We start from the raw sequence: 26,256 nt of genomic DNA, 5'->3' as shown, positions 1-26,256 counted from the left end.
GGGCGTCGGCGCGCCGGGCGCCGCAGCCGGAGTGACCGGCGCCGGAGCTGCCGGAGCCGAAGCAGCCGGCGCCGCCGCGGGCTCGGTCTGCACGTACCAGGACGGGGGAGTGTAGTCAGGTGCGTCCGACCAGTCGTCGTCGTCCTCCGCCGCGTTGTCGCCGACGTAGACGCCGTCCCGATCGCTGCTCACTCTGGCTCCCTCGTGTTCGCCGCCGCTTGTTCAGCGGTGCCGTTGCCGCATCAAAGACTAGGCCGTGCGGCAACCCCCGTTGAAGGCGGCTTCGGTTCCCCGCCGGCCCGCCCGGCACGGCGAGCGGCTGCTCAGTCCATCCGGCGCGGCGCGCCGAGCACCTGCTGTTCGGCCTGCCCGGCCACGGCCCGTACGTACTGGCGCCGCATCCGGGTCGCCCACAGGGTCAGGTCGTCGCCGAGGGTGGGCAGCGCGGCCACGTCCTCCGGCGGCAGCGACAGCACCCGGCCGGTCAACTCCGCCTCCTGCGGCGAGATCCGCTGCACGCCGACCAGGTCGGCCGCGTTCAGCACCCGGGAGGCGTTCGGGCCCAGGTAGGGCAGCAGGGTCAGGGTGGTCTGCCAGGGCGCGGCGGAGAGTCGGCTGCGCGGCGGGCGGGCACCGAGGTCGCGCACCACCAGCACCGGCGAGGCCACCGAGGCGCCCTGCGGGCCGAGCCGGCCGACCTGGTGGATCGTCACGCACGGCTGGCCGCCGCCGGCCGCCTGGGCCATCGGGCCCCACAGCTGTCCGCGGGCGGTCTCCACCGCGACCCGGGCGCCGATCGCGGCCGCCCGCAGCGCGATGACCTGCGCCGTCCACATGCCGCCGACGAGCACCAAGTCGTACGAGGTCGGGCGGAACAGGCCGAGCACTGCGGGCAGTCCCTGCGGGTCGACGCCGATCACCACGCCGTCGTCGCCGACCGGGAAGGCCAGCGCCGCGAGGTCGGCCGGCTCCAGCACGTGCTTCTCCCGGCGCGGGCCGCGCAGTCCGAAGCCGGGCAGGATCCGCGGCCGGGCCCGGCGCTGCTCGGCGCCGGGCTGCGGGCCGGCGGTGGGATAGGTCTGGTACGCCATCAGGAAGCCCCTCCGAGCGGCAGGGTGGCGAGCATGCCGGGGGCCTGCTCCAGGTCGAGCCGGACGAGGCCGAGCCCGGTGCTCTGGGCCCGGGTCTCCACCTGGCGGCCGATCTGGCCGACCTCGCTCTCGTTGCGGCCGGTCACCCGCAGGTGCCCGCTGACCGTCACCGAGCCGCCGGTGCCGTGCCCGGCGGTCAGGCTGAAGGTGCTGGCGAGGGCCGGGGAGCCGGTGATCAGGTTGACCAGGTCCGGCGCGGCGATCCGGCCGGGGGCGCCGTCGGGGCGGCTCAGCTGCGGCCAGCGGGAGATCCAGTACGTGGTGTGCCAGCGGTCGTCGATCCGCCAGAACCGGTTGCCCTCCTGGGTGCGGCGGGTGGTGCCGCCGCCGCTGCCGGTGCCCTGCCGGCCGGCCACCGCGATCGGGTTGGCGCAGGTGGAGATGGCCAGCGCGGCGATCAGCTCGCGCTCGTCCAGCACGGTCGCGTTGAAGCCGGCGCTGTTGAGTCGGCCGGCCAGCTGGTCGGTGACCCGCTGCAGCGCCTTGCGGGCGCCCTCCTCGCCGCCGCCACGGGCCCGGACGGCGGTCGCCGCGCGTTCCGGGTCGAGCTTGAGCGCGATCCAGGTCAGCCGCAGCCCGGGGGTGGAGGTGCCGTCCGGCAGTTCGCGGTAGGCGCGGGCGGCCAGCGACTGCTCGGGCAGGTGCGGGGCCGGGGCGGGCTGGGTGTGCTGGACCAGCTGCACCGACTCCAGGGTGATGTCGTCCACCGTGAGCGCCGAGCAGATCACGTCCAGCGGCAGCGGCAGCGCGGTGCGCACCGGGCGCAGCGGCTGGTCCTTGGCCTGGACGAGCAGCACCGAACTGAGGAAGGTCCCGTCGCCGACCATGCCGGTCTCCCGGCGGACCGGGCGGCCGCCGAACTCGGCCTCGGTGGCGTGGGTGCAGGTGCGCAGCCCCGGTTCGAGCTCCAGCGCCGGCGCCAGCGCCGGGTCGGTGCCGGCCGGCGGCAGCAGCGTCCTGGCCTGCTTGCGGCGGGACTTGAGGGCGGCACGGACCAGCAGCAGCTCCGGGACGGTGCGGCCGCGCACCGGGACGAGCGCGAGCACGAGCAGTACCAGTGCGACCGCGCCGAAGCCGGCCGCGACCGTGCGGCTGATCGTCCAGCCGACCGCGACCAGGGCCGCCGCCACCTCGACCAGGACGAGCTGTTGGAGCTTCAACCGCCCGCCGAGCAGGCCCGGTCGGGGGTTGACCCGGACCTGGACGGCGCCGCCGCCCCCGGTGCCGTCCGGTTGCGGCCGGGCGGCCCCGGTTCCGGCCCCGGTCTCGGTCGTCGGTGCGCTGTGCTGCGCCCGGCCGGCCCGGCGCGACCTCCCACCGCCCGCGCTGCGGCGGCGTCCTGGAGCGGTCTGGCTTGGCATCCCCCGGTGGCCCTCTCTGATCGGTTGTCGCGGCCCGGCTGGCTGTGTCGCGGACCGTACCCGTACCGTACTCACCGTCTGCTGCCGCATCGTAGAGGGTTCGCGCCGGTTCGTGCCCGGCGGGTGACCACGGGGCAGGTCGGTCTGACAACGCCCGACGACGTCTGACTAGGGGGACGACGAGGTATGGCATCGCGCCGGGACGAGCTGAACGCGTACACCTTCGCCCGCAAGCGCACGGTGGGCGCCTTCCTGCTGCCCGCCGGTGGCGGCAGCGACGAGGACGCGCCGCGTCCGGTGAAGGCGGTGCTGCCGAGTGTGCTGGCCGGGGCGGTGGTCGTGGCCGGGTTCGGGCTCTGGGGGGTCTTCAAGCCGAGCGCGCCGGTGAAGTGGGACGACGGCAAGAACATCATCCAGGGCAAGCAGTCGACGACCCGGTACGTGGTGCTCACCGACCCGGACAACAAGACCAAGCGGCTGCACCAGGTACTCAACATGTCCTCGGCGCGGCTGGTGCTGCCCGCGGGCGCCAAGGTCGTGGTGGTGGACGACGGGGTGCTCGACCGGTACCCCAACCACGGGCCGACGATCGGCATCCCGTACGCGCCGGACAAGTTGCCGAGCACGGACAACGCGAGCAAGGCGATGAAGTGGGCGGTGTGCGACCGCCCGGGCTCGGACGACAAGCAGGAGACCGTCAACCAGGCCGTGTTCGTGGCGGCCGGCGCGGACGCGGCGGCGCTGGCGGCCAAGGACCGGATGCTCGGACCGGACCAGCTGATGCTGGTGCAGCAGGCCGACGAGCAGCAGGTGTCGGCCGCGCCGGCGCCGGGCCAGCCGGCCGCCGCGGGTGCGGCGGTGTACCTGGTCGACGCGCAGGGCCGCAAGCACCTGATCGGCTCCCCGCAGTCGGACGACAAGGAGCGCAAGGCGCTGATCACCGCGGTGTTCGGGCCCAACGCGGTGCCGCAGCGGGTCAAGCGGGACTGGCTGGACACCCTGGTGAACGCCACTCCGATCACCTTCCCGCAGGTCGAGGGGGTCGCCGACAGCCAGGGCGCCAACTCCAAGGTGGTGCTGACCAACCAGGCCGACCGGCGGGTCGGCCGGCTGGTGCACTACCAGGACCGCCACTACGTGGTCGGCAAGGAGCAGCTCTACCTGGTCACCGCGTTCCAGGCGGAGCTGATCCGGCAGAACCCGGCCTACCAGATGCTCTACAAGTACGACCAGGACAAGAATCCGCGCAGCGACGAGATGAACCCGGCCGACAACTCCCAGTGGGGCAACGACGCCCGGCTGAAGGACACCGCGCCGGACTGGCCGCTGAAGGCCGGTGCGCCGGTGAACAACTGGCAGGACCGCCAGGACCCTCGGATGGTCGTGTGCAGCACCTACGACGGCGGCGCCGAGGACGGCAGTACGGCCAAGCGCAGTGTCTGGGCCGGGACTTCGTACCCTGCCCCGTACAACAACGGCGCCGGGGCCGCGTACGTGACGCCCGGTCACGGGCTGTTCTACCGTTCGCTGGACAACTCGGCCGCCGGCTCCGGATCCGACTTCCTGATCACCGAGACCGGGTTGCGCTACTCCGTCCCGTCCAACGGCGACGGCAGCCAGCGTCCCGCCGCCTCGCCTCAGCCCGGCCAGAGCGGCCCCCCGAAGCAGCCGACGCCGCAGCCCAGTGCCACGCCGACCCCCGGGGCGCCGTCCCAGGAGCCCGGTCAGCAACAGGAGGAACCCGGCGGCAACCAGGCCCGGTTGGGCTACCAGGGCGTCAAGCCGCTGCCGGTGCCGAAGGAGTGGTCGAACCTGGTTCCGGCCGGCCCGCCGCTCACCGCGAAGAGCGCCGCCCAGCCGCAGAATGCCTGACCGGCCAAGTGCGGTAACCGAATTGGCCCCAGTGTCATGGTCTGGTAACTACTCAGTGCTCGGTGTTGGGTGAGCTGCGTGTGCCGACTACAGTGCTGTTGGACATCACGCCGGTGATGCAACGGTCGGCTCTCACGGGCCCTCCGTACACGCAAATGTTGTCTCATGGGGGACGGTGGAGCATGGCTCAGGGTCAGTTCACGATGACTGCGCAGGAGATGCTGGCTTTCGCCAAGCAGATCGAAGAGGCCATCGGCAAGATCGAGGCTGAGAAGACCAAGCTCATCAGCACGGTCTCCGGCATCACCAGCGGTTGGCAGGGCCAGGCCGCGACGGCCTACGCGAGCCTGCAGGAGCGGGTCAACGGCGACATCGCGAAGCTCAAGGAGTCGCTGAACGCGATCAAGCACGCGATCGAGCTGACGACCAAGCACTACGCGAGCACCGAAGAGGAGCAGAAGGCGATGTTCTCCTCGGTCCAGGGCTGATCACCGCACTCGCGCTGATCACCGCACCTGCGCCGACCGCCGTTCTGCCCCGATCCACCGCTCTGCGGGGCGCCCGCCACTGACCGCGTGGCGCTCCGCACCCTCGTCAAGGGAGACAACGTGTCCGACCACATTCTCGTCAACTTCCAGACCGTTCACCAGGCGGCCGAGGAGGTCAAGGCCTCGGCGAGTCGCATCGACCACCTGCTGAACGACCTCAAGGGCAACGTCACCCGCATCGCCTCCAGCTGGCAGGGCGCCGCCCAGCAGGGCTACCAGGCCCACCAGGCCCAGTGGGACGCCAAGGCCGCCGACCTCCAGCAGACCTGCGCGCAGATCGCGGGTTCGCTGGAGAAGGCCGCGCAGAGCTACAAGACGACCGAGGACGCCAACGCCAAGCTCTGGGGCTGACGTTCGGGTTCCGTAGGGAACGGCAGGGGGCGGGTACCCGGATTCCGGGCACCCGCCCCCGACGCGCGACACGGGTGGACGACATGAGGGGTGGCAGGGTGTCCCGACACGGGTACCGGAAGGCGGCCGCGGCGCTCGCCGTGCTCGCGGTGCTGGGCGGCCCGCTCGCCGCCCCCGCGTACGCCGAGAGCGGGCCGGGGCTGGCCGCGGCCGGCGACTGCCCCAAGAACGCGCCCGACGTGCAGACCGTGCCGTGGTCGCTGCAGCGCCTGCTGCTGAACGAGCTGTGGCAGGACGGGAAGACCACCGGGGCGGACGTGACGGTCGCGGTCATCGACACCGGGGTGGACCAGAACAACCCGCAACTGAGCGGCAAGGTCGACGAGGGCCCCAACCTGCTGGTCAACCGGGAGACCAAGGAGCCGATCCAGGGAAAGTCCATCGAGGACCCGGTCGGTCACGGCACCAAGGTGGCCGGCATCATCGCCGCCCGCCCCAGGCCGACCACCGGCTTCGTCGGACTGGCCCCCGACGCCAGGATCCTGTCGATCCGGCAGAACGACAGCGACGGCAACGGTGACGTCTCCACCCTGGTCAAGGCGATCAGGGAAGCGGTCGACAAGGGCGCCAGGGTCGTCAACATCTCCCAGGACGTGCGCGGCGCGGGCGACGCGCGCTTCGGCGGCTACCAGGATCTGAAGGCCGTCATCGAGTACGCCGAGGCACGCGACGTCGTGGTGGTCGCCTCGACCGGGAACGACGGCAAGGAGGGCGACACCTACCCCGGCGCCTTCCCGACCGTGCTGGCCGTCGGTGCCTCCGACCGCAACAACGAGCGTGCGCCGTTCTCCCAGTACGGCAGCTTCGTGAAGGTCGCCGCGCCCGGTGTCGACATGCTGTCCACCGTGCCCGGGGGCGGCCAGTGCGTGGACAACGGCACCAGCTTCGCCGCCCCGTACGTCTCCGGGCTCGCCGCGCTGCTGAGGGGCGCCCACCCGAACTGGAAGGCGGCCCAGGTGCGGGCCTGGATCGAGCAGAGCGCGCAGCGCACCCAGCGAGACCCGGACAAGTTCGTCGGCTGGGGCGTGGTGGACCCGGTCAAGGCCGTCACCAAGGCCCCCGCCGAAGCGCCCTGGGCACCCGTCCCGGACGCCCCGGTGCAGCTCGCCGCCGCGCCGATCGTGCCACGCCCGGTGGGCCTCGGCGAGACCCAGGCCGACCGCGACGGCCGCACCGCGACGTACGTCCTCGGCATCGGCGCGCTGCTGGTCGCCCTGCTGATCGGCGGCGGCGTGGTGCTGCGCGACCACCGGCGCAGGTCCGCCGACTGACGTCCGGCGGGAGCCGGCTCGCCGAGATTCCGACCCCGACTCCTGTAACACCGCCGCCCGCCCACCGCATCGATGAAGTGTCAGGGAGGGCGGACCGCAGGGGGCAGGGCGCATGAGGTGGATCGGGGCGGGCCGGGAGGCCAAGGACGCGGAGTTCCTGGAACTCGTCTCCGGCCGGACCGGCCACCTGTACCGCTCGGCCTGCCTGCTCACCAGCGGCGACACCCACTACGCCGAGGACCTCGTCCAGGAGGCCCTCAGCCGGATGTACGTGCTGTGGCGGCGCAGTGCCTTCACCGGCCGCGGTCGGATCGACAACCCGGCGGCCTACACCCACACCGTGATGGTGCGCACCTTCCTCGCCCAGCAGCGTCGCCGCTCCAGCGGCGAGCGCCCCAGCGACACCCTGCCGGAGCCGGAGGGGCAGGACGCCGACAGCACCCTGCGGCTGACCCTCCTCGACGCGCTCGGCCGGATGCCGCCCAAGGACCGCGCGGTCCTGGTGCTGCGCTACTGGGAGGACCGCAGCGTCGAGGAGACCGCCGAGGCCATGCGGGTCTCCTCCGGGGCCGTCCGCACCCGCACCACCCGGGCCCTGGCCCGGCTGCGCACCCTGCTCGGCGACTCGCTGACCGAGCTCGCCGGCCGCTGAGGGCGGCGCCCGCCCGCCCGTACGGCACTTCTCGCAAACCGCGACGCAAGGAGACGGTGAACACCCATGTCCGAACCGGACAAGTTCGAGGACGATCTTCTCTATGCCCTCACCCGTACGGGCGAAGGCTTCCGCACCGAGCAGGCCGACCTGGTCGCGGGTGGCTACCGCCGTGGCCGCAGCCGCTGGCGCCGCCGCTCGACCGCCGCCGTGGTGGGCGGCGCGGCCGCGCTGGCCCTGGTGGGCACCGGCGCGGTGTACCTGGGCTCCCTGGGCGGCAAGGAGACGGGCACGGTGAGCGCGGCCTCCGCCCCGGCCGCCACCGCCGGCAGCGCCACCGCCGCGGCCACCCCGACCACGGCGAAGTCCTCCGCCCCGGCGGTGGTCTCCGGCGACGAGGTGCTGGCCACCTTCCAGGCGCTGCTGCCCAAGGGGGAGACCAGCGAGGCCAACGGCCGCGGGACCGACGACGAGTGGCTGGACGGCACCTTCGCCTCGGCGAGCGTGGTCTTCGACGACGGCCAGGGCAAGTCGCTGGTCCAGATCGGCATCCAGAAGCACCACCCCAAGCAGGCACAGGTCCCCACCTGCCCGTCCGACTTCAAGCTCGCCCGGGTCGACTCCTGCTCCGCCACCACCCTGCCGGACGGCTCCAAGCTCCTGCTGGAGCAGGGGTACGAGTACTCGGACGGCCGGGCCGACACCAAGGAGTGGCACGCCACCCTGACCGGCCCGGACGGCCGGAGCATCTCCCTGAGCGAGTGGAACGCGCCCAAGGAGAAGGGCGCGCCGGACAGCCGCCCCAACCCGCCGCTCACCCTGGACCAGCTGAAGGCGATCGTCACCGACAGGTCCTGGGACCGGGTCGTCGCGGCGGTCCGGTACGACGGCATCGACGAGGAGGCGGTCGACCCCGGCCTGTCGCTGCCCGACCGGGAGGCCGTGCTGGCCGGCCTGCTGCCCCCGGGGGTGACCGTGACCGGCCGCTCCGGCACCGCGCTCGCGGCCACCTTCCAGCTGGCCCAGGGCCAGGCCGCCGGCTCGCTGATGCTGCGGGTGGAGAACTGGGCGCACAGCGGGAGCGTCCAGGGTGAGCGCGCCTTCAAGGACGCGAACACCCTCCCCGACGGGAGCAGGATCCTCGTCAACGGCGACCCGGACGGCAAGGAGAAGCCGCTGACGGTGAACGTCCTGCGTCCGGACGGCATGGAGGTGCTGGTCTACCAGATGCCGACCGGCAAGCCGCTGCTCACCGCGGACCAGGTGAAGGCGATCGCCACCAGCCCGGCCTGGAAGGTGTACAAGTAGGACGCGCACATGGCGGTGCCCCGGGCTGGGGGAGGCCCGGGGCACCGCCGTGTGGGGGAGGGGTGGGGGTCAGTCCTGCTGGTCCTCGGGGAGGCTGATCACCCAGCGGGTGTCCTGCCGGGGGCGCAGGTAGAACAGCCAGTAGAGGGTGGCGGCGGCGGTGATGCCGCCGGTCCACAGCAGGGGCTCGGCGTCCAGCTTGGTCATCACGAAGACCAGGACGGCGATCAGGACGCCCGGGACGACCGGCCACAGCGGCATCCGCCAGGCGGCGGCGTGCTTGTGGTGGGCGCGGCGGGAGAGCAGCGCGGCGATCGCGACCAGCAGGTACATCCCGGTGACGGCGACGCCGGTGATGTTGCTCAGCAGCTCGCCCTTGACGAAGCAGAGCGCGGCGCCGGGCAGGCCGACCGCCAGGGTGGCGATCCACGGCGAGCCGAACCGGCCGAGGGTGCCGAAGGCCTTGTTGACCGGCTCCGGCCAGGCCTTGTCGCGGGCGGAGGCGAACAGCACCCGGGAGTTCTGGATGACCATGACGATGCCGGCGTTGATGATGGCCAGCGCGACGCAGAGGCTGATGAAGGTGCCGACCGCGGAGTTGCTCCAGGCGGTGACCATGCCGGAGATGTCGCCGGAGGACAGGGTCTGGAGGTCGGGGGCGCCCATGGTGATGGCGACGACCGGGACCAGGATGATGGCCGAGGAGATGCCGAGCGTCCACAGCACGGTGCGCGAGACGTTGCGGCGGGGGTTCTCCAGCTCCTCGGACAGGTAGACCGCGGTGGAGAAGCCCTGGGTGATGAACAGGGCGATGCCGAGCGCGCCGACGATGGCGCCCACGCTCACCGTGGTGGTGGCGCCGCCGTCCCCGGTGACCACGCCGTGCAGCAGGCTGGGGGCGTCGCTGTTGGTGTGGGCGAAGCCGAGCACCGAGACCACGCCGGCCGCGATGACCTCCAGCACCAGGAAGATGCCGGTGATCCAGGCGTTGGCACGCAGGTCGAGCAGGCCGGCCAGGGTGGCGGCCAGCATCACGGCGGCGCCGGTCATGGCCTTGTCCAGGTGCAGGACGGGGGCGAGGTAGTCGGCGGTGCCGAGGGCGATGACCGAGGGGACGATCATCACCACGATCAGCGAGAGCACGAAGACCAGCCAGCCCATCAGCCGTCCGGCGAGGGTGCCGACCATCGCGTACTCGCCGCCGGCGCTGGGGATCAGGGTGCCGAGCTCGGAGTAGCAGAACGCGACCGCGACGCAGAGCACGGTGCCGATCGCGATGGCCAGTGCGGTGGCGCTGCCGATGCTGGAGAACAGCTCCGGCACGATCACGAAGAGCGTCGATGCGGGCGTGACGCAGGACAGCGTGAGCAGTGTGCCGCCCACGACGCCGATCGAGCGCTTGAGCTGCTGGGGCGCGGCCGCCTCGGCCGCCGTGGCGGCTACGGTCTGTGGCGGGCGAAGCGTGTCGGTCATGTGGCTTCCGATCGGCTTTGTGCGGTGCTGGAGTGGGAGCGGTATCGCCTCCGCTGGCTGGTTGCTCGGTGTCCGGTTCCAGTCGCTCCCGGGGCGCAATGGAACCTTGGGCGTATTGATCGAGTCAACGTGGGAACTGCTTCGGAATCCGTTGCGGCGAACGGCATAGACATGCGATCCCATGATCACGTTCGGTCGTTGCGGGCTTTGTCCGACTTGTTACCCAAGCCACATCGCGATTGAATCGAAGGTGAACAAAGGGGGGAGGGTCGTGATTCAAAGGTGGCACTCCAGGTGGACGGCGACACACCCAGGTGCCCCCGAAGCGTCCGGCAACTCCCCGGCCGGGTACGGGAACCGCAGCCCCCGCTCCGAAAGAGCTAGGTAACGTTTCGGAACCTGGGACGCCGAAGGGGTCGGACTCCGCGAGTCCGACCCCTTCGATCACCGTCCGTGACGGCCGGCGCGGCTACGCCACCGGCAGCCAGCCCGTCTGGACCATCTGCCCGCTGGTCACGCGGCGGGACACGTAGACCCCTCGGCCCGGCGGCAGCGCCTGCGGCTTGACCGTCCCCAGCAGTGCGCCCTCGTCCCGGTTCCCGGAGAGGATGACGCCCTGGCCGCCGAGCTCGCGCATCCGCTGCAGCACCGGCTCGTACAGCGAGCGGCCGGCGCCGCCCGCGCTGCGGGCCACGACCACCCGCAGGCCGATGTCGCGGGCGAACGGCAGGAACTCGGCCAGCGGGGCCAGCGGGTTGCCCGAGCTCGTCGAGACCAGCTCGTAGTCGTCGACGATCACGAACATGTCCTTGCCGCTGTACCAGCTGCGGTTGCGCAGCTGCTCGGCGGTCACGTCCGGGCCCGGCAGGCGGCGCGAGCAGGCGCCGCGCAGCATGTCCACGATGGCCGCCATGGCCGGCTGCGCGGCCGCGTACTCCACCAGGTACTCCGGCGGCACGGTGCCGAGCAGCGCGCGCCGGTAGTCGCCGACCACGATGCCCGCCTGGTCCGGCGTGTAGCGCTCGGTGATCTGCTTGATCAGCATCCGCAGCACCGCCGACTTCCCGGACTCGGTGTCGCCGAAGACGATGAACAGCGGGTCGGTCTCGAAGTTGACGAAGACCGGCGCCAGCTCCGCCTCGTCCACGCCGAAGGCGACGCCGCGCTCCGGGTGCTCGAAGCCCTTCGGCAGCGAGTTGCCGTCCAGGACGGCCGGCAGCATTCGCACCTGCGGGGCGCGCGGGCCGGTCCAGGCCCCGTCCACGGCGCCGACCAGCCCGGCCACGCCGTCCTGGAGGTCGTCCACCGAGGAGGAGCCGTCCAGGCGCGGCAGTCCGGACAGGAAGTGCAGCCGCTCCGGGGTGATGCCGCGCCCGGCCAGCGACGGGACGTTCTGGGCCACCCGGCGGTCGACCTCGGACTCCATCGGGTCACCGAGCTTCAGCTCGGTCCGGTTCTGCAGCAGGTCCTTCAGCGCCGGGCGCACCTCGGCGTACCGGGCCGCCGTGATGACCAGGTGCACGCCGTAGCCGAGGCCGCGCTGGGCGATGTCGCCGATCACCGGCTCCAGGCCCTCGAACTCCTGCTTGAAGGTGTTCCAGCCGTCGATCACCAGGAAGACGTCGCCGAAGGCCTCGTCCGGCAGCTGGCCGGCCGCCCGGCGGGCCCGGTAGGTGGCGATGGTGTCGATCCCGGCGACCCGGAACAGCTCCTCGCGCCGGTTGAGCACCCCGTGCACCTCGGAGACCATCCGGCGCACCTTGTCCACGTCCAGGCGCCCGGCCACCCCGCCGACGTGCGGCAGCCCGGCCAGCGACTGGAAGCTGCCCGCACCGAAGTCGAGCAGGTAGAACTGCACCTCCAGCGGGGTGTGGGTGAGGCCGAACGAGGCCACCGTGGTGCGCACCACGGTCGACTTGCCGGAGCGCGGGCCGCCCACGATCAGACCGTGGCCGGCCGCCCCCGCGTAGTCGACCTCCAGGATGTCCGTCTTCTGCTCGCGCGGCTTGTCCACGATGCCGATCGGCACCCGCAGCCGGCCCGCCGGGTAGCCGGGCGCGGCCAGCCCGCGCTCCGGCACGACCTGCAGCGGCGGCAGCAGGTGGTCCATGCTCGGCGCCTCGTCCAGCGGCGGCAGCCACACCTGGTGCGCGGCCGGGCCCTGGCCGGTCATCCGCTGGACGAACACGTCCAGCACGGTGTCCACCAGCGCGTCGTCCTGCTCCGGGACCTGCGGTGCGACCTCCTCCTCCACCGGGTCCGGCAGGTCCACGAAGGCCGCGGTGAACTCCACCGGGCGCGCGTTGACCCGCCGTCCGCCGGTCGACCGCTGCTGTCCCGGCGCCCGGTACGGCCCCGAGACGTAGGCGGCCTTGAACCGGTCCATCACGTCCTCGCCGAACTTGAGGTAGCCGACGCCCGGCACCGGCGGCAGGTGGTAGGCGTCCGGCACGCCGATCGCCGCCCGGGACTCCGCGGCCGAGAAGGTGCGCAGACCGATCCGGTACGACAGGTAGGTGTCCAGGCCGCGCAGCTTGCCCTCCTCCAGGCGCTGCGAGGCCAGCAGCAGGTGCACGCCCAGCGACCGGCCGATCCGGCCGATCTGGATGAACATCTCGATGAAGTCGGGCTTGGCGGAGAGGAGTTCGGAGAACTCGTCGATGATCAGCACCAGCGAGGGCAGCGGGTCCAGTGCCGCGCCGGCCGCCCGGGCCCGCTCGTACTCGTGGATGTTGGCGTAGTTGCCCGCCGAGCGCAGCAGCTCCTGGCGGCGGTGGAGCTCGCCCTCGATGGCGTCGCGCATGCGGTCGACCAGGGTGAGCTCGCCCTCCAGGTTGGTGATCACCGCGGAGGTGTGCGGCATGTCCGCCATGCCGGAGAAGGTCGCACCACCCTTGAAGTCGGCGAGGACGAAGTTCAGGATCTCCGAGGAGTGGGTCATCGCCAGCGCCAGCACCAGCGTGCGCAGCAGCTCAGACTTGCCGGAACCGGTCGCGCCCACGCACAGGCCGTGCGGGCCCATGCCCTCCAGCGCGGCCTCCTTGATGTCCAGGTAGACGTGCTCGCCGTTGGCGCCGACGCCGATCGGCACCCGCATCCGCTCGTGCTGGGCGCGCGGGCGCCAGCTGCGGGCCACGTCGAAGGAGCCCGGGTCGCCCGAGTTCATCATGTCGGTGAAGTCGAGGTTGGACAGCAGCGGTTCGTCGTCCCCGCCGGCCGAGATCCGGTACGGCGCCAACTGCCGTGCCAGCGCCTCGGACTGCCACACCGAGAGCAGGTCCGGCTTGCCGGTGTACGTCGCGCCGGAGGCCGAGCGCAGCAGCAGCTCCTCGGCGCCGACCGTCACCATCAGGTGCCCGCTGGGCTCGTCCACCTCGCCCGGCACCACCTCGATGACCGTCACGCCCTGCACGCCCTCCGGGCTCGCCAGCAGCGAGTCGTGCGGCACCCCCGCGCCGTCCATCACGACCACCAGGTGCGGCTGGTCGGCCGGCGGCGCCACCTCCCGCACGAAGCGCTGGCGGCCGGCCAGTTCGTCCTGGAGCAGGTACTCCAGGTCGCCCAGGTCGGTCGCGAACAGCCGGCGCGAGCCCGCGCCGTCGGCCTCCTTGCGGTGCTGGTTGTGCGGGAGCCACTTGGTCCACTCCCACTCCTCGGCCGCACCGGGCGCGGCCGCGACCGCCACCATCAGGTCGTCCGGCGAGTGCAGGGTGGTCAGCTGGGCGATCATCGCGCGCACGTTCCCGTACACCGAGTCCGGGTCCCCGCACACCGTGATGTGGTAAAAGGCCCGCAGCGAGACCGCCAGCGGCAGGTCCTGGAGGGTGCCGTGCGCCTTCAGGAAGGAGTGCATCGCGGCCGCCGACAGCGGCTCCAGCTCGTCCATCGGCGCGGTCTGCGGCGCCACCAGCGGCGTGGACAGCTGCACCGGCCCGAGGCCCACCCGGATCTGCGCGAAGTCGCCGTCCCCGGTGCGCCGTTCCCACAGCCGCCGGCCGTCCTCGACGATCGACCAGAGCTGGTCCGGCGCCGGGTTCAGGAACAGCAGCGCGCCGCGCTGGCGCTCCGCCGTGCGGCGCACCTGACGGCGGGTCTGCTGGAGGTACTTCAGGTAGTCGCGCCGTTCGTCCGCCATCGCGGTCGAACCGCCCTTGCGGGCCCGGACGATCTGCGCCAGCACCATGCCGAGCGTCGAGGCGATCATCAGACCGCCCATGATCTTCATCGGGGCCGCAGCCCCCGGCGAGAAGAAGAACACCGCCGAGCCACCCATGCCCAACATCGGCAGGATGCTCATCAGCCAGTCCTCGCCGCCCTGCCGGGGCAGTTCGGGTGGGCTCACCAGCTCCACCGGCTCGTCCGGCACGGTGGGCGGATACGCCCTGGCCGGTCGCTTGACCGTGATCACACCCATGTGTCATCCACCCCGCGGCGTCGATCGATCACTTCGGCATCAGCCCTCATGCGATTTGCGTACGGTCCGTACGGGAATCCGGTGGCTGAGGACGCCCCACCCAGCGCAGCCCCCGTACCTTTGCGCAGGCGCCGATCCTAACGGTCGCCCCCGCACCGCCCGCCAGGGCCCGGTACGCACCGGCACCGGACACGAACCGAACGGGTAGGGTAACGCCGCGCCAACTCGCGGCCCGGCCGGGCCGGTTCCACAGCAACACCGAGCGCCGCCGTGCCTCGGCACCGTCAACAAGGGGGAGCGCCAAGTGCGTCGAAGGATCGAGGTGGGGGCCCTCATGGGCGAGCGCAGCGAGGTGGGCGCATGAGTGCCGCCGCGACCGGCTACTGCCGGGTGACCGTCGTTGCCCCGGACCGCCGGATCGACGTCGCCCTGCCCGAGGACGTCCCGCTCGCGGACGTCTACCCCGAGGTGCTGCGCCTGGCCAACCAGAGCCAGCCCGACGGCACCCCCACCGGCTTCCACCTGGTCCGCCGCGACGGCACGGTGCTCGACAGCGGGCTGCCACTGGCCGCCCAGCAGGTCCGCGACGGCGACCTGCTGGCGCTGCGCCCCTTCGCCGAGTCGCTCCCGCCGGCCGTCTACGACGACGTCGCCGACGCGATCGCCAGCGCCGTCGAGGCCGACCGCCGGTTCTGGACCGCCGAGCTGATGCGCGGCTTCGGCCTGATCGGCGCCGGGGTGCTGCTCACCCTGCTCGGCTTCGCGCTCTGGTTCTCCGACCTGCGCCACGACATGCACGGCCTGCCCGGTGTCCTGGCCGGCGTCACCGCCGTCGTGCTCACCGCGCTCGCCGGGGTGCGCGCCCGGGTCTACCAGGACGCCCACGCGGCCGTCGCGCTCGGCCTCGGCGCCCTGCCGCACGCCATGATCGGCGGCAGCGGCCTCATCGCCGTCGCCCATCTGGGGGACGGCCCCGGCCGGCTCCAGTTCCTGGCCGGCTGCGCCGCCGTCCTGGTGGTCTCCGTACTACTGGCCGGCCTGCTGCCGGAGAGGGACGCGGTGTTCGTCGCCGCCGCCCTGGTCTCCACCGCCGGCTCGCTCGCCACCTTCGCGGCCGTCCTGCTGCCGGAGACCCCGGCCGGGCACATCGCCGCCGTCACCGGCGTCGCCGCCGTGGCCGTGGTCGGCTTCCTGCCCAGCCTCTCCGCCCGCTTCGCCCGGCTGCCGGTCGGCTTCAGCGCCCCCGGCCAGACCCGCACCCGCAGCCGCGACTACGACGAGGAGGCCGAGCGCGCCGAGGCCGTGCAGTACGAGAAGATCGCGCACCAGGCCCGTCGTGGCCACGAGGTGCTGGTCGGCCTGGTCGGCGGCTGCGCCGCCGTGGTGGTCGGCGCCTGCGCCGTCCTCGGCTTCACCGACGAGACCTTCCCCGAGCTGCTCGCGCTCGCCCTGGGCCTGACCACCATGCTGCGCGCCCGGCTGTTCCGCTACACCGCGCAGGTGCTCAGCCTCACCGTGGCCGGCCTGCTCGGCCTGAGCCTGCTGATCGTCGGGCTCTCCCTGCACACCCCGCAGTTCTTCCTGCGGGCGGCCGGTTCCACCACCGAGCTCGACCTGCGCACGATCTGGCTGACCGCCTCCATCGCCTTCGGCGCCGCGCTGCTCACCGCGATCGCCCTGGTGGTGCCGCGGCTCGGGGTCTCCCCGTTCTGGGGGCGCATCCTGGACCTGGTGGACAGCCTCACCCTGATCTCGCTCGTCCCGCTGGCACTCGCCGTCCTGGACATCTACCGCCTGGTCCGCGGCGCCACCGGCTGACCGCCGGACGCCGCAGTGCCGCCCGCCCGTCCGTTCGCGCGACCCCTCTCGGGCCCGCCGAACGGCCGGGTGGGCGGCACTGGTACGCTTGGCCTTCGAGCGCAGCCGTGTGTCCGCCCCCCCCGTGGGTCGCAGACCGCCGGCCGCGCTCGCGACACCGAGTTCTCGATGAGTCCTGTGTTGTCGACCAGGACCGCTCGGTAGACCCCGAAGGAGTTGCAGTGGCTCTCGCCTCTGACGTCAAGAAGCAGATCTTCGCCGAGTTCGGCCAGAAGGAGGGCGACACCGGTTCCCCCGAGGTCCAGGTGGCCATGCTCTCCCGTCGCATCTCGGACCTGACCGAGCACCTCAAGACCCACAAGCACGACCACCACTCGCGTCGTGGCCTGCTGATCCTGGTCGGCCAGCGCCGCCGCCTGCTGCAGTACCTGGCCAAGAAGGACATCGAGCGCTTCCGTACGCTCGTCGACCGCCTGGGCATCCGCCGCGGTGCCGCCGGCGGCGCCCGCTGAGAACGCCGCTCGGGGCGGCTCCCCACACCGGGGAGCCGCCCCTCGCGCGTATGCCGCGGCTCTTGAACCGCGGTGCCCGGAGATAACAACTCGCGCGCACCTCCCCAGGTGGCCGAGGATTGCACCGTAGGGTTGTGGGCATGCCGGGTGATGGCGCACCAGCGCGCCACCCGGGCAGAAGGACCCGAACCCCCGCGGGACGAAGGCTTCAAACGGAAGCCGCCCGCATCCGAGAGAGCGTCCAGACGCGGACCGCCCTTCCCGGCCCGGCAGCCGTGAGGCGCCGGTCCTCGGTAGTGGCCGTCGGAACCCCCGCAGACCGAGCGGGGCACTCCGGAGGCTTCGATCGAAGACCGGCCCGACTGCCGCCCTCCCTGACGAGGGCCCGGGGCCCACCGCAGGCAGTGCGCGGGGACGCTCTCCCGGAGACGTACGAAAGAGGAGATCTTCCAGGTGGAAGAGAACGTGTTCTACGCCGAGGCCGTGATCGACAACGGTTCCTTCGGCACCCGTACCATCCGCTTCGAGACCGGCCGTCTGGCCCGTCAGGCCGCCGGCTCCGCCGTGGCCTACCTGGACGACGACACCATGGTGCTGTCGGCCACCAGCGCGTCCAAGCAGCCGAAGGAGCACTTCGACTTCTTCCCGCTGACCGTGGACGTCGAGGAGCGGATGTACGCCGCCGGCCGCATCCCCGGCTCGTTCTTCCGTCGCGAGGGCCGGCCCTCCGAGGACGCGATCCTCACCTGCCGCCTGATCGACCGCCCGCTGCGCCCGTCCTTCGTCAAGGGCCTGCGCAACGAGGTCCAGGTCGTCGTCACCGTGATGGCGCTCAACCCCGACCACCTGTACGACGTGGTCGCCATCAACGCCGCCTCCGCCTCCACCCAGCTGGCGGGCCTGCCGTTCTCCGGCCCGATCGGCGGCGTGCGCGTCGCGCTGATCAACGGCCAGTGGGTCGCCTTCCCGACCCACAGCGAGCTGGAGTCGGCCGTCTTCGACATGGTCGTCGCCGGTCGCGTCCTGCCGGACGGCGACGTCGCGATCATGATGGTCGAGGCCGAGGCCACCGACAAGACCATCAAGCTGGTCGAGGGCGGCGCCGACGCGCCGACCGAGGAGATCGTCGCCTCCGGCCTGGAGGCCGCGAAGCCGTTCATCAAGGTCCTGTGCGCCGCGCAGTCGCAGCTGGCCGCCCAGGCCGCCAAGCCGACCGGCGAGTTCCCGGTCTTCCTGGACTACCAGGACGACGTCCTCGCCGCGCTGACCGCCGCCGTCAAGGACGAGCTCGCCCAGGCCCTGACCATCCCGGGCAAGCAGGAGCGCAACAACGAGCTGGACCGCGTCAAGGCGCTGGCCGCCGAGAAGCTGCTGCCCGAGTTCGAGGGCCGCGAGAAGGAGATCAGCGCCGCCTACAACGCGCTGACCAAGAAGATCGTCCGCGAGCGCGTCATCAAGGACAAGGTCCGCATCGACGGTCGCGGCGTCACCGACATCCGCACCCTGGCCGCCGAGGTCGAGGCCATCCCGCGGGTGCACGGCTCGGCCCTGTTCGAGCGCGGCGAGACCCAGATCCTGGGTGTCACCACGCTGAACATGCTGCGCATGGAGCAGCAGCTGGACACGCTCTCCCCGGAGACGCGCCGCCGCTACATGCACAACTACAACTTCCCGCCGTACTCCGTCGGTGAGACCGGCCGCGTGGGCTCGCCCAAGCGCCGCGAGATCGGCCACGGCGCGCTGGCCGAGCGCGCCCTGCTGCCGGTGCTGCCGACCCGCGAGGAGTTCCCGTACGCCATCCGCCAGGTCTCCGAGGCGCTCGGCTCCAACGGCTCCACCTCGATGGGCTCGGTCTGCGCCTCGACCATGTCGCTGCTGAACGCCGGTGTGCCGCTGAAGGCCGCCGTCGCCGGCATCGCCATGGGCCTGATCTCCCAGGAGATCGACGGCGAGACCCACTACGTCACGCTGACCGACATCCTCGGCGCCGAGGACGCGTACGGCGACATGGACTTCAAGGTCGCCGGTACCCGCAACTTCATCACCGCCCTCCAGCTGGACACCAAGCTGAACGGCATCCCGGCGTCGGTGCTCGCCGCCGCGCTGAAGCAGGCCAAGGACGCCCGCCTGCACATCCTCGACGTGATGAACGAGGCCATCGACTCGCCCGACGAGATGTCCCCGAACGCGCCGCGCATCATCACCATCAAGATCCCGGTGGACAAGATCGGTGAGGTCATCGGCCCCAAGGGCAAGATGATCAACCAGATCCAGGAGGACACCGGCGCCGAGATCACGATCGAGGACGACGGCACCATCTACATCGGTGCCGCCGACGGCCCGGCCGCCGAGGCCGCCCGCACCACGATCAACCAGATCGCCAACCCGACCATGCCGGAGGTCGGCGAGCGCTACCTGGGCACCGTGGTCAAGACCACGACGTTCGGCGCGTTCGTGTCGCTGATGCCGGGCAAGGACGGCCTGCTGCACATCTCGCAGATCCGCAAGCTGGCCGGCGGCAAGCGCGTGGAGAACGTCGAGGACGTCCTCGGCGTCGGCGCCAAGGTCCAGGTCGAGATCGCCGAGATCGACCCGCGCGGCAAGCTCTCCCTGATCCCGGTCATCGAGGGCGAGGAGGGCGGCGAGGCCGCTTCCGAGTGAAGCGCCGCTAGCTGACCCCGCGGCCCGTACGCCTCACACGGCGTGCGGGCCGCACCCAGTTGTCCACATGCTTACGTCCGCACGTGCCTTCCCACGTGCGTCTCCCCTGGAGGTACCCCCCGTGGCGCAGGCCCCGGCGGTAAAGCAGCGCCCCGGCACCACCCGGACCCTGCTCAAGGGCGTCGACGGCGCCGGCACGGTGCGCCGCACCGTCCTCCCCGGCGGCCTTCGGGTCGTCACCGAGACCCTGCCGACGGTGCGCTCCGCGACCTTCGGCATCTGGGTCGGCGTCGGCTCGCGGGACGAGACCCCGCAGCTCAACGGCGCCACCCACTACCTGGAGCACCTGCTCTTCAAGGGCACCGAGCGGCGCAGCGCGCTGGACATCTCGGCCGCCCTGGACGCCGTCGGCGGTGAGATGAACGCCTTCACCGCGAAGGAGAACACCTGCTACTACGCCCGGGTCCTGGACACCGACCTGCCGCTGGCCATCGACGTGGTCTGCGACATGCTCACCGGCTCGCTGATCCGCACCGAGGACGTGGAGGCCGAGCGCGGCGTCATCCTGGAGGAGATGGCGATGGCCGAGGACGACCCGGGCGACGTGGTGCACGACCTGTTCGCCAAGGTGATCTTCGGCAGCGGCCCGCTCGGCCGCCCGATCCTCGGCACCCAGGAGACCATCAGGACGCTCACCCGGGACCAGATCGCCGGCTTCTACCGTCGCCGCTACCGGCCCGAGCAGCTGGTCGTCGCCGCGGCCGGCAACCTCGACCACCGCAAGGTGGTCAAGCAGGTCGAGCAGGCCTTCGCGCCGGTGCTGGAGGCCTCCACCGCGGCGCCTGCCGAGGCCCGCCGCGGGGTCAGGGCACTGCGCACGGCCGGCAAGGTGGAGGTGCTCAACCGCTCCACGGAGCAGGCCCACCTGGTGCTGGGCGTGCCCGGGGTGCCGCGGCACGACGAGCGCCGCTGGGCGATGGGCGTGCTGAACGCGGCCCTCGGCGGCGGGATGAGCTCCCGGCTCTTCCAGGAGGTCCGCGAGAAGCGGGGCCTGGCGTACTCGGTCTACTCGTACTCCTCGTCCTACGCGGACAGCGGCCTGTTCGGCATCTACGCCGGCTGCCAGCCCAAGCGGGTCGAGGAGGTGCTGCGGATCTGCCGGGCCGAGCTGGCCAAGGTGGTCGAGGAGGGCATCACCGAGGAGGAGCTGCAGCGCGCGATCGGCCAGATCTCCGGCTCCACCGTGCTCGGCATGGAGGACACCGGCTCGCTGATGAACCGGATCGGCAAGGCCGAACTCAGCTACGGGCACCACCTGTCGGTGGACGACATGCTGGAGCGGATCGCCGCGGTGACCCTGGAGGACGTCCACGAGGTGGCGCGTGATGTGCTGGGCGCGTACCGGCCGTCGCTCGCCCTGATCGGCCCGGTCAACGACAAGCGGGCCGCCAAGCTCGCCGATCTGCTGGTGTGAGAGGACATTCGCTATGACGCTGCGTGTCGCCGTGATCGGCGCCAAGGGACGGATCGGCTCCGAGGCGGTCAGGGCGGTGGAGGCTGCTCCGGACATGGAGCTGGTCGCCGCCCTCGGCCGCGGGTCGAAGCTGGAGGAGCTGACCGAGGCGGGCGCCCAGGTGGCCGTCGAGCTGACCCACCCCGACGCGGTGATGGGCAACCTCGACTACTGCGTGCGCAACGGCATCCACGTGGTCACCGGCACCACCGGCTGGACGGACGAGCGGCTCGCCACCGTCCGCAGCCGGCTGGCCGAGGCCCCCGAGCTCGGCCTGCTGATCGCGCCGAACTTCTCCATCGGCGCCATCCTCGGCATGAAGTTCTCCCAGATCGCCGCCCGGTACTTCGAGTCGGTCGAGGTGGTCGAGCTGCACCACGACCGCAAGGCCGACGCTCCCAGCGGTACCGCCACCCGCACCGCCCAGCTGATCGCGGCCGCCCGGGCCGAGGCCGGCCGGCCGCCGCAGCAGGACCCGACCACCCACAGCCTGCCCGGCGCGCGCGGTGCCGACGTGGACGGGGTGCCGGTGCACGCGGTGCGGCTGCGCGGCCTGCTCGCCCACCAGCAGGTGATGTTCGGCGACACCGGCGAGACGCTCACCATCCGGCACGACTCGCTGCACCACAGCAGCTTCATGCCGGGCATCCTGCTGGGCGTGCGCAAGGTCGTCGAGACCCCGGGGCTGACCTTCGGCCTCGAACACTTCCTGGACCTGTGACCGCATTGATCTCCAGGAGTGCGTCATGACGTCTCGTACCGGCTTCTTCGTCCTGTCCGGCGTGCTGCTGCTGGTCGCCCTGGTCTGCGTGGGCGAGGGCGTCCAGCTGATCGCGACCGGCAAGCCGCTCGGCATCGGCATCGGGATCTGCGCCTTCGTGATCCCGGTGATCGGCGTCTGGTTCCTGCGCCAGACCGTCCGCTTCGGCCGGGACAGCGAGCGGCTGGCCCGTGAGCTGGAGGCCGAGGGCGGCCTTCCGGTGGACGAGCTGAAGCGCAGCAAGGGCGGGCGGATCGACCGGGCCTCGGCCGACGCGGTGTTCGCCCGCCGCCAGACCGAGGCACAGGCCGCGCCGGGCGACTGGCGGGTCTGGTTCCGCCTCGCCGTGGCCTACGCCGACGCCGGCGACACCCCGCGCGCCCGCAAGACCATGCAGCACGCCATCAAGCTGCACAGCACCGAACCCGCAAGGAGTAACGCGTGAGCGACGAACCGACGGCCCCCAGCTTCCGCAGCGACGTGACGGTGGAGCTGGTCCGCAGCGCCGCCGCCGACTCGGACGTCATCTGGGCGGCCCGGGTCTCGACCGCGGGCGAGCAGTCCCTCGAAGCCCTCCAGCAGGACCCGGAGAAGTCCAAGGGCCTGATCAACTTCCTGATGCGCGACCGGCACGGCACGCCGTTCGAGCACAACTCGATGACCTTCTTCATCAGCGCGCCGATCTTCGTGTTCCGGGAGTTCCACCGGCACCGCAGCGGCTGGTCGTACAACGAGGAGTCCGGCCGCTACCGCGAGCTCCAGCCGGTCTTCTACGTGCCGGGCGAGGAGCGCAAGCTGGTCCAGCAGGGCCGCCCCGGCAAGTACGAGTTCCACGAGGGCACGCCCGAGCAGCACAGGACCACCACGGAGGCGATGGAGGCCGCGTACCGCGAGTCCTACGCCCGCTACCAGGAGATGCTGGCCGCCGGGGTGGCCCGCGAGGTGGCCCGCGCGGTGCTGCCGGTGGGCCTGTTCTCCTCGATGTACGCGACCTGCAACTCGCGCTCGCTGATGCACTTCCTGTCGCTGCGCACCAGGCGGGAGAACTCGGCGGTGCCGTCCTTCCCACAGCGCGAGATCGAGATGGTCGCCGAGCAGATGGAGGAGCAGTGGGCCCAGCTCATGCCGCTCACCCATGCGGCTTTCGAGAAGCACGGCCGAGTCGCCCCCTGACCTGGGACGACAGGCATATGGGCAGAGTGTCTGGCATGTCTGGATTGCGGCTTTTCTAGCCGCTCCCTACATTCGTGAACACGGATTCCGGTGCTGCCCGAACCCCCGAGCGGGCAGCACCGGAATCCCACGTCCGCGCCATCGACACGCCACACCTGTCCGAACACCGGACCGGCATGGGGACCGCCCCACCGCCTACGAGTAGCTTTGGACGCATGGCTCCGATCTCCACCCCCCAGACGCCGTTCGGCCGGGTCCTGACCGCCATGGTCACCCCGTTCACCGCCGACGGCGGACTCGACCTCGACGGCGCCCAGCGCCTTGCCACGCACCTCGTGGACTCAGGCAACGACGGCCTCGTCGTCAACGGCACCACCGGTGAGTCCCCGACCACCACCGACGCCGAGAAGGCCCAGCTGGTCCGCGCCGTGGTCGAGGCGGTCGGGGACCGCGCCCACGTGGTGGCCGGCGTCGGCACCAACGACACCCACCACAGCGTCGAGCTGGCCCGGCAGGCGGAGGCGGCCGGAGCACACGGCCTGCTGGTCGTCACGCCGTACTACAGCAAGCCCCCGCAGGAGGGCCTGTACCGGCACAACGTCGCCATCGCCGACGCGACCGGGCTGCCGGTCATGCTGTACGACATCCCGGGCCGCAGCGGGGTCGCGCTGAGCCACGAGACGCTGGTCCGCCTCGGCCGGCACCCGCGGATCGTCGCCAACAAGGACGCCAAGGGCGACCTGGGCGCCGCGGCCTGGGCGATCGCCCGCGCCGACCTCGCCTGGTACTCCGGCGACGACATCCTCAACCTGCCGCTGCTGTCCGTCGGAGCCGTCGGCGTGGTCAGCGTCGTCGGGCACGTGGCGGCCGGGGAGCTGCGGGCGATGATCGAGGCCTTCCTGGCGGGTGACGTGGTCAAGGCCACGAGCATCCACCAGCGCCTGCTGCCGGTGTTCAGCGGTATGTTCCGCACCCAGGGCGTGATCCTCACCAAGGCCGCCCTGGAGCTCCAGGGCCTGCCGGCGGGCCCGCTGCGGCTGCCGCTGGTCGGCGCGACGCCCGAGGAGGTCGCGCGATTGAAGCAGGATCTCGCCGCCGGCGGGGTACACCTTTAGCAGACACGGACGTGCGCGCCCCGGCTCGCCGGACCTCCCCGGGTCCGCCGCTGGACCGGACCGCAGGCGCGAGAGCACAGACCCAGTAGGAAAACGACACTGAGTACGCACGCCATATGTCTCCAGGGGAGGACCCCGGGCATATGGCGTGCGTCGTGAGGAGAGTCTTTTGAGCCACCCGCACCCCGAGCTCGGCGCACCCCCGGCCCTGAAGGAGGGCGCCCTCCGCATCACTCCGCTCGGCGGCCTCGGCGAGATCGGCCGCAACATGACGGTCCTCGAGTACGGGGACCGCATCCTGATCGTCGACTGCGGCGTCCTCTTCCCCGAGGACGAGCAGCCCGGCGTGGACCTGATCCTCCCGGACTTCAGCTACATCCGGGACCGCCTCGACAAGGTCGACGGCATCATCCTCACCCACGGGCACGAGGACCACATCGGCGCCGTCCCGTTCCTCCTGCGGGAGAACCCGGACATCCCGCTGATCGGCTCCAAGCTGACCCTCGCGCTGATCGAGGCCAAGCTCGCAGAGCACCGCATCCGGCCGTACGTGCTGGAGGTCAAGGAGGGCGAGCGCGAGCGCATCGGCCCCTTCGACTGCGAGTTCATCGCGGTCAACCACTCCATCCCGGACGCCCTGGCCGTGGCGGTCCGCACCCCCGCCGGCATGGTCGTGGCCACCGGCGACTTCAAGATGGACCAGCTGCCGCTGGACGGCCGCCTGACCGACCTGCCGACCTTCGCCAAGCTGGCGGAGGAGGGCATGGACCTGCTGCTGGTGGACTCCACCAACGCCGAGGTCCCCGGCTTCATCCCGCACGAGCGGGACATCTCGGCGGCGCTGCGGAACGTCTTCGCGAACGCCGAGAAGCGCATCATCGTGGCCTCCTTCGCGAGCCACGTGCACCGCATCCAGCAGGTGCTGGACGCCGCCCACGAGTACAAGCGCAAGGTCGCCTTCGTCGGCCGCTCGATGGTCCGCAACATGGGCATCGCCCGGGACCTCGGCTACCTGAAGGTCCCCGGCAACATGATCGTGGACGTCAAGCAGCTGGACGACCTGCCGGACAAGGAGGTCGTGCTGATCTGCACCGGTTCGCAGGGCGAGCCGATGGCGGCGCTGTCCCGGATGGCAAACCGCGACCACCAGATCCGCATCGTCCAGGGCGACACCGTCGTCCTGGCCTCCTCGCTCATCCCGGGCAACGAGAACGCCGTCTACCGGGTGATCAACGGCCTGACCCGCTGGGGTGCCAAGGTCGTACACAAGGGCAACGCCAAGGTGCACGTCTCCGGCCACGCCTCGGCCGGCGAGCTGCTCTACTTCTTCAACATCTGCAAGCCGCGCAACCTGATGCCGGTCCACGGCGAGTGGCGCCACCTGCGCGCGGCCGCCGAGCTGGGCGTCGCCACCGGGGTGCCGCGCAACCGCGTGGTCATCGCCGAGGACGGCGTCTGCGTCGACCTGGAGGGCGGCGTCGCCCGGATCGTCGGCAAGGTGCAGGCCGGGTACGTCTACGTGGACGGCTCCTCGGTCGGCGACATCAGCGAGGCCTCGCTCAAGGACCGCAAGATCCTCGGTGAGGAGGGCTTCATCTCGGTCTTCGTCGCGGTCGACTCGACCAACGGCAAGATCGTGGGCGGCCCGACCATTCAGGCCCGCGGCTCCGGCATCGACGACAACGCGTTCGCCCCGGTGGTCGCCAAGCTCCAGGAAGCGCTGGACCGCTCGGCGAGCGACGGCGTGCTGGAGCCCCGTCAGGTGCAGCAGCTGGTCCGCCGGACCATCGGCAAGTGGGTCGCGGACAACTACCGCCGCCGGCCGATGATCCTGCCGGTCGTGGTCGAGGTCTGACGCTCGCTCAACACCGGCTGAGGCCGGTTTGACGTGGGGCGACCCGGTGCGTAATGTTCTCCGGGTTGCCCCACGGGACGGCCCCTCGGAAACGGGCTCGAATCTGAATTCGAGAACGACCGGGGAAAACGGACCGAAGAACTCTGATAGAGTCCGGGAGCGCCGAAAGGCAAAAGCGGGTCGGATGAATGAAGCTCCGGAAAACGGAGCGGAAAACATCTGATAAGCTGGAAACACGAAAGAACGAAGCCCGGAGGATTCGCTGGAAGGCGGTCCGAAGGAAGCGTCCGTTCCTTGAGAACTCAACAGCGTGCCAAAAGTCAACGCCAGATATGTTGACATCCCCGGCCTCGGTCGTTTGATCGGGGTTGGAGATTCCTTTTGAAAT

20 protein-coding genes are annotated in these 26,256 nt (G+C 71.5%); 15 read left to right on the top strand and 5 right to left on the bottom strand.

Features of this window, described 5'->3' with window-relative positions:
* The 3 genes from KS423_RS10215 to eccE all read right to left on the bottom strand — a co-directional run.
* Positions 1–192, bottom strand: a 192-nt coding sequence (locus KS423_RS10215; RefSeq protein WP_224277466.1) for a hypothetical protein, incomplete at its 3' end; no start/stop codon positions are given.
* A 131-nt stretch (positions 193–323) separates the two neighbouring features.
* Positions 324–1,091: a hypothetical protein gene (locus tag KS423_RS10210; RefSeq protein ID WP_224277464.1), complete on the bottom strand. Its 768-nt coding sequence runs from the start codon at positions 1,089–1,091 to the stop codon at positions 324–326.
* Complete coding sequence (gene eccE, locus KS423_RS10205; RefSeq protein WP_224277462.1) at positions 1,091–2,512, bottom strand: type VII secretion protein EccE; 1,422 nt, start codon at positions 2,510–2,512, stop codon at positions 1,091–1,093. The genes KS423_RS10210 and eccE overlap by 1 nt, the downstream gene beginning before the upstream one ends.
* A 186-nt stretch (positions 2,513–2,698) precedes the next feature.
* On the opposite strand from eccE, the gene KS423_RS10200 reads away from it, so the two are divergent.
* From KS423_RS10200 to KS423_RS10175, 6 genes are all read left to right on the top strand, one after another.
* Positions 2,699–4,384 (top strand): type VII secretion protein EccB, encoded by a 1,686-nt coding sequence (locus tag KS423_RS10200; RefSeq protein WP_224277461.1) that lies wholly within the window; start codon positions 2,699–2,701, stop codon positions 4,382–4,384.
* A 182-nt stretch (positions 4,385–4,566) separates the two neighbouring features.
* Positions 4,567–4,872, top strand: coding sequence for a WXG100 family type VII secretion target (locus KS423_RS10195; RefSeq protein ID WP_224277459.1), 306 nt, complete (start codon positions 4,567–4,569; stop codon positions 4,870–4,872).
* A 120-nt stretch (positions 4,873–4,992) separates the two neighbouring features.
* Entirely contained in the window at positions 4,993–5,283 is a 291-nt protein-coding gene (locus KS423_RS10190; RefSeq protein WP_224277457.1) for a WXG100 family type VII secretion target, read from the top strand.
* A 98-nt stretch (positions 5,284–5,381) separates the two neighbouring features.
* Positions 5,382–6,614: a type VII secretion-associated serine protease mycosin gene (mycP, locus tag KS423_RS10185; RefSeq protein WP_224277455.1), complete on the top strand. Its 1,233-nt coding sequence runs from the start codon at positions 5,382–5,384 to the stop codon at positions 6,612–6,614.
* Between the two features lie 112 nt (positions 6,615–6,726).
* Entirely contained in the window at positions 6,727–7,266 is a 540-nt protein-coding gene (locus KS423_RS10180; RefSeq protein WP_224277453.1) for a SigE family RNA polymerase sigma factor, read from the top strand.
* A 66-nt stretch (positions 7,267–7,332) separates the two neighbouring features.
* Entirely contained in the window at positions 7,333–8,574 is a 1,242-nt protein-coding gene (locus tag KS423_RS10175; RefSeq protein ID WP_224277451.1) for a hypothetical protein, read from the top strand.
* Positions 8,575–8,643: 69 nt separating this feature from the next.
* On the opposite strand, the gene KS423_RS10170 is transcribed toward KS423_RS10175, so the two are convergent.
* Positions 8,644–10,047 carry an APC family permease gene (locus KS423_RS10170; RefSeq protein WP_224277449.1) on the bottom strand — a complete coding sequence of 468 codons (1,404 nt, stop codon included), beginning with the start codon at positions 10,045–10,047 and terminating at the stop codon, positions 8,644–8,646.
* 469 nt (positions 10,048–10,516) lie between these two features.
* The gene (gene eccCa / locus KS423_RS10165) at positions 10,517–14,461 is read right to left on the bottom strand and encodes a type VII secretion protein EccCa (RefSeq protein WP_224277447.1); all 3,945 of its coding nucleotides are present in this window, start codon (positions 14,459–14,461) and stop codon (positions 10,517–10,519) included.
* Between the two features lie 360 nt (positions 14,462–14,821).
* On the opposite strand from eccCa, the gene eccD reads away from it, so the two are divergent.
* The 9 genes from eccD to KS423_RS10120 all read left to right on the top strand — a co-directional run bounded on the left by eccD (position 14,822) and on the right by KS423_RS10120 (position 25,868).
* On the top strand, positions 14,822–16,279 hold the full coding sequence (gene eccD, locus KS423_RS10160; protein WP_224277446.1) for a type VII secretion integral membrane protein EccD: 1,458 nt from the start codon (positions 14,822–14,824) through the stop codon (positions 16,277–16,279).
* Positions 16,280–16,500: 221 nt separating this feature from the next.
* Positions 16,501–16,791, top strand: a complete 291-nt coding sequence (gene rpsO, locus KS423_RS10155) for a 30S ribosomal protein S15 (protein ID WP_031072625.1) — start codon at positions 16,501–16,503, stop codon at positions 16,789–16,791.
* 453 nt (positions 16,792–17,244) lie between these two features.
* A complete protein-coding gene (locus tag KS423_RS10150) occupies positions 17,245–19,452 on the top strand; it encodes a polyribonucleotide nucleotidyltransferase (RefSeq protein WP_224277444.1) in 2,208 nt (735 codons plus the stop codon).
* 67 nt (positions 19,453–19,519) lie between these two features.
* Positions 19,520–20,926, top strand: a complete 1,407-nt coding sequence (locus KS423_RS10145; protein WP_224277442.1) for a pitrilysin family protein — start codon at positions 19,520–19,522, stop codon at positions 20,924–20,926.
* 13 nt (positions 20,927–20,939) lie between these two features.
* A complete protein-coding gene (dapB, locus tag KS423_RS10140) occupies positions 20,940–21,686 on the top strand; it encodes a 4-hydroxy-tetrahydrodipicolinate reductase (RefSeq protein ID WP_224277440.1) in 747 nt (248 codons plus the stop codon).
* 25 nt (positions 21,687–21,711) lie between these two features.
* On the top strand, positions 21,712–22,170 hold the full coding sequence (locus KS423_RS10135; RefSeq protein WP_224277438.1) for a tetratricopeptide repeat protein: 459 nt from the start codon (positions 21,712–21,714) through the stop codon (positions 22,168–22,170).
* Positions 22,167–22,898 (top strand): FAD-dependent thymidylate synthase, encoded by a 732-nt coding sequence (gene thyX / locus KS423_RS10130; protein ID WP_224277436.1) that lies wholly within the window; start codon positions 22,167–22,169, stop codon positions 22,896–22,898. Before KS423_RS10135 ends, thyX begins: the two co-directional genes overlap by 4 nt.
* Before the next feature lie 215 nt (positions 22,899–23,113).
* Positions 23,114–24,013, top strand: a complete 900-nt coding sequence (dapA, locus tag KS423_RS10125; protein WP_224277434.1) for a 4-hydroxy-tetrahydrodipicolinate synthase — start codon at positions 23,114–23,116, stop codon at positions 24,011–24,013.
* A 169-nt stretch (positions 24,014–24,182) separates the two neighbouring features.
* The gene (locus KS423_RS10120) at positions 24,183–25,868 is read left to right on the top strand and encodes a ribonuclease J (RefSeq protein WP_224277432.1); all 1,686 of its coding nucleotides are present in this window, start codon (positions 24,183–24,185) and stop codon (positions 25,866–25,868) included.
* Positions 25,869–26,256 lie beyond the last annotated feature (388 nt).

Origin of the sequence: Streptomyces sp. LS1784, from assembly GCF_020103755.1 — a bacterium.
GTDB lineage: Bacteria > Actinomycetota > Actinomycetes > Streptomycetales > Streptomycetaceae > Kitasatospora.
This window is presented reverse-complemented; position numbering and strand designations above follow the sequence as displayed.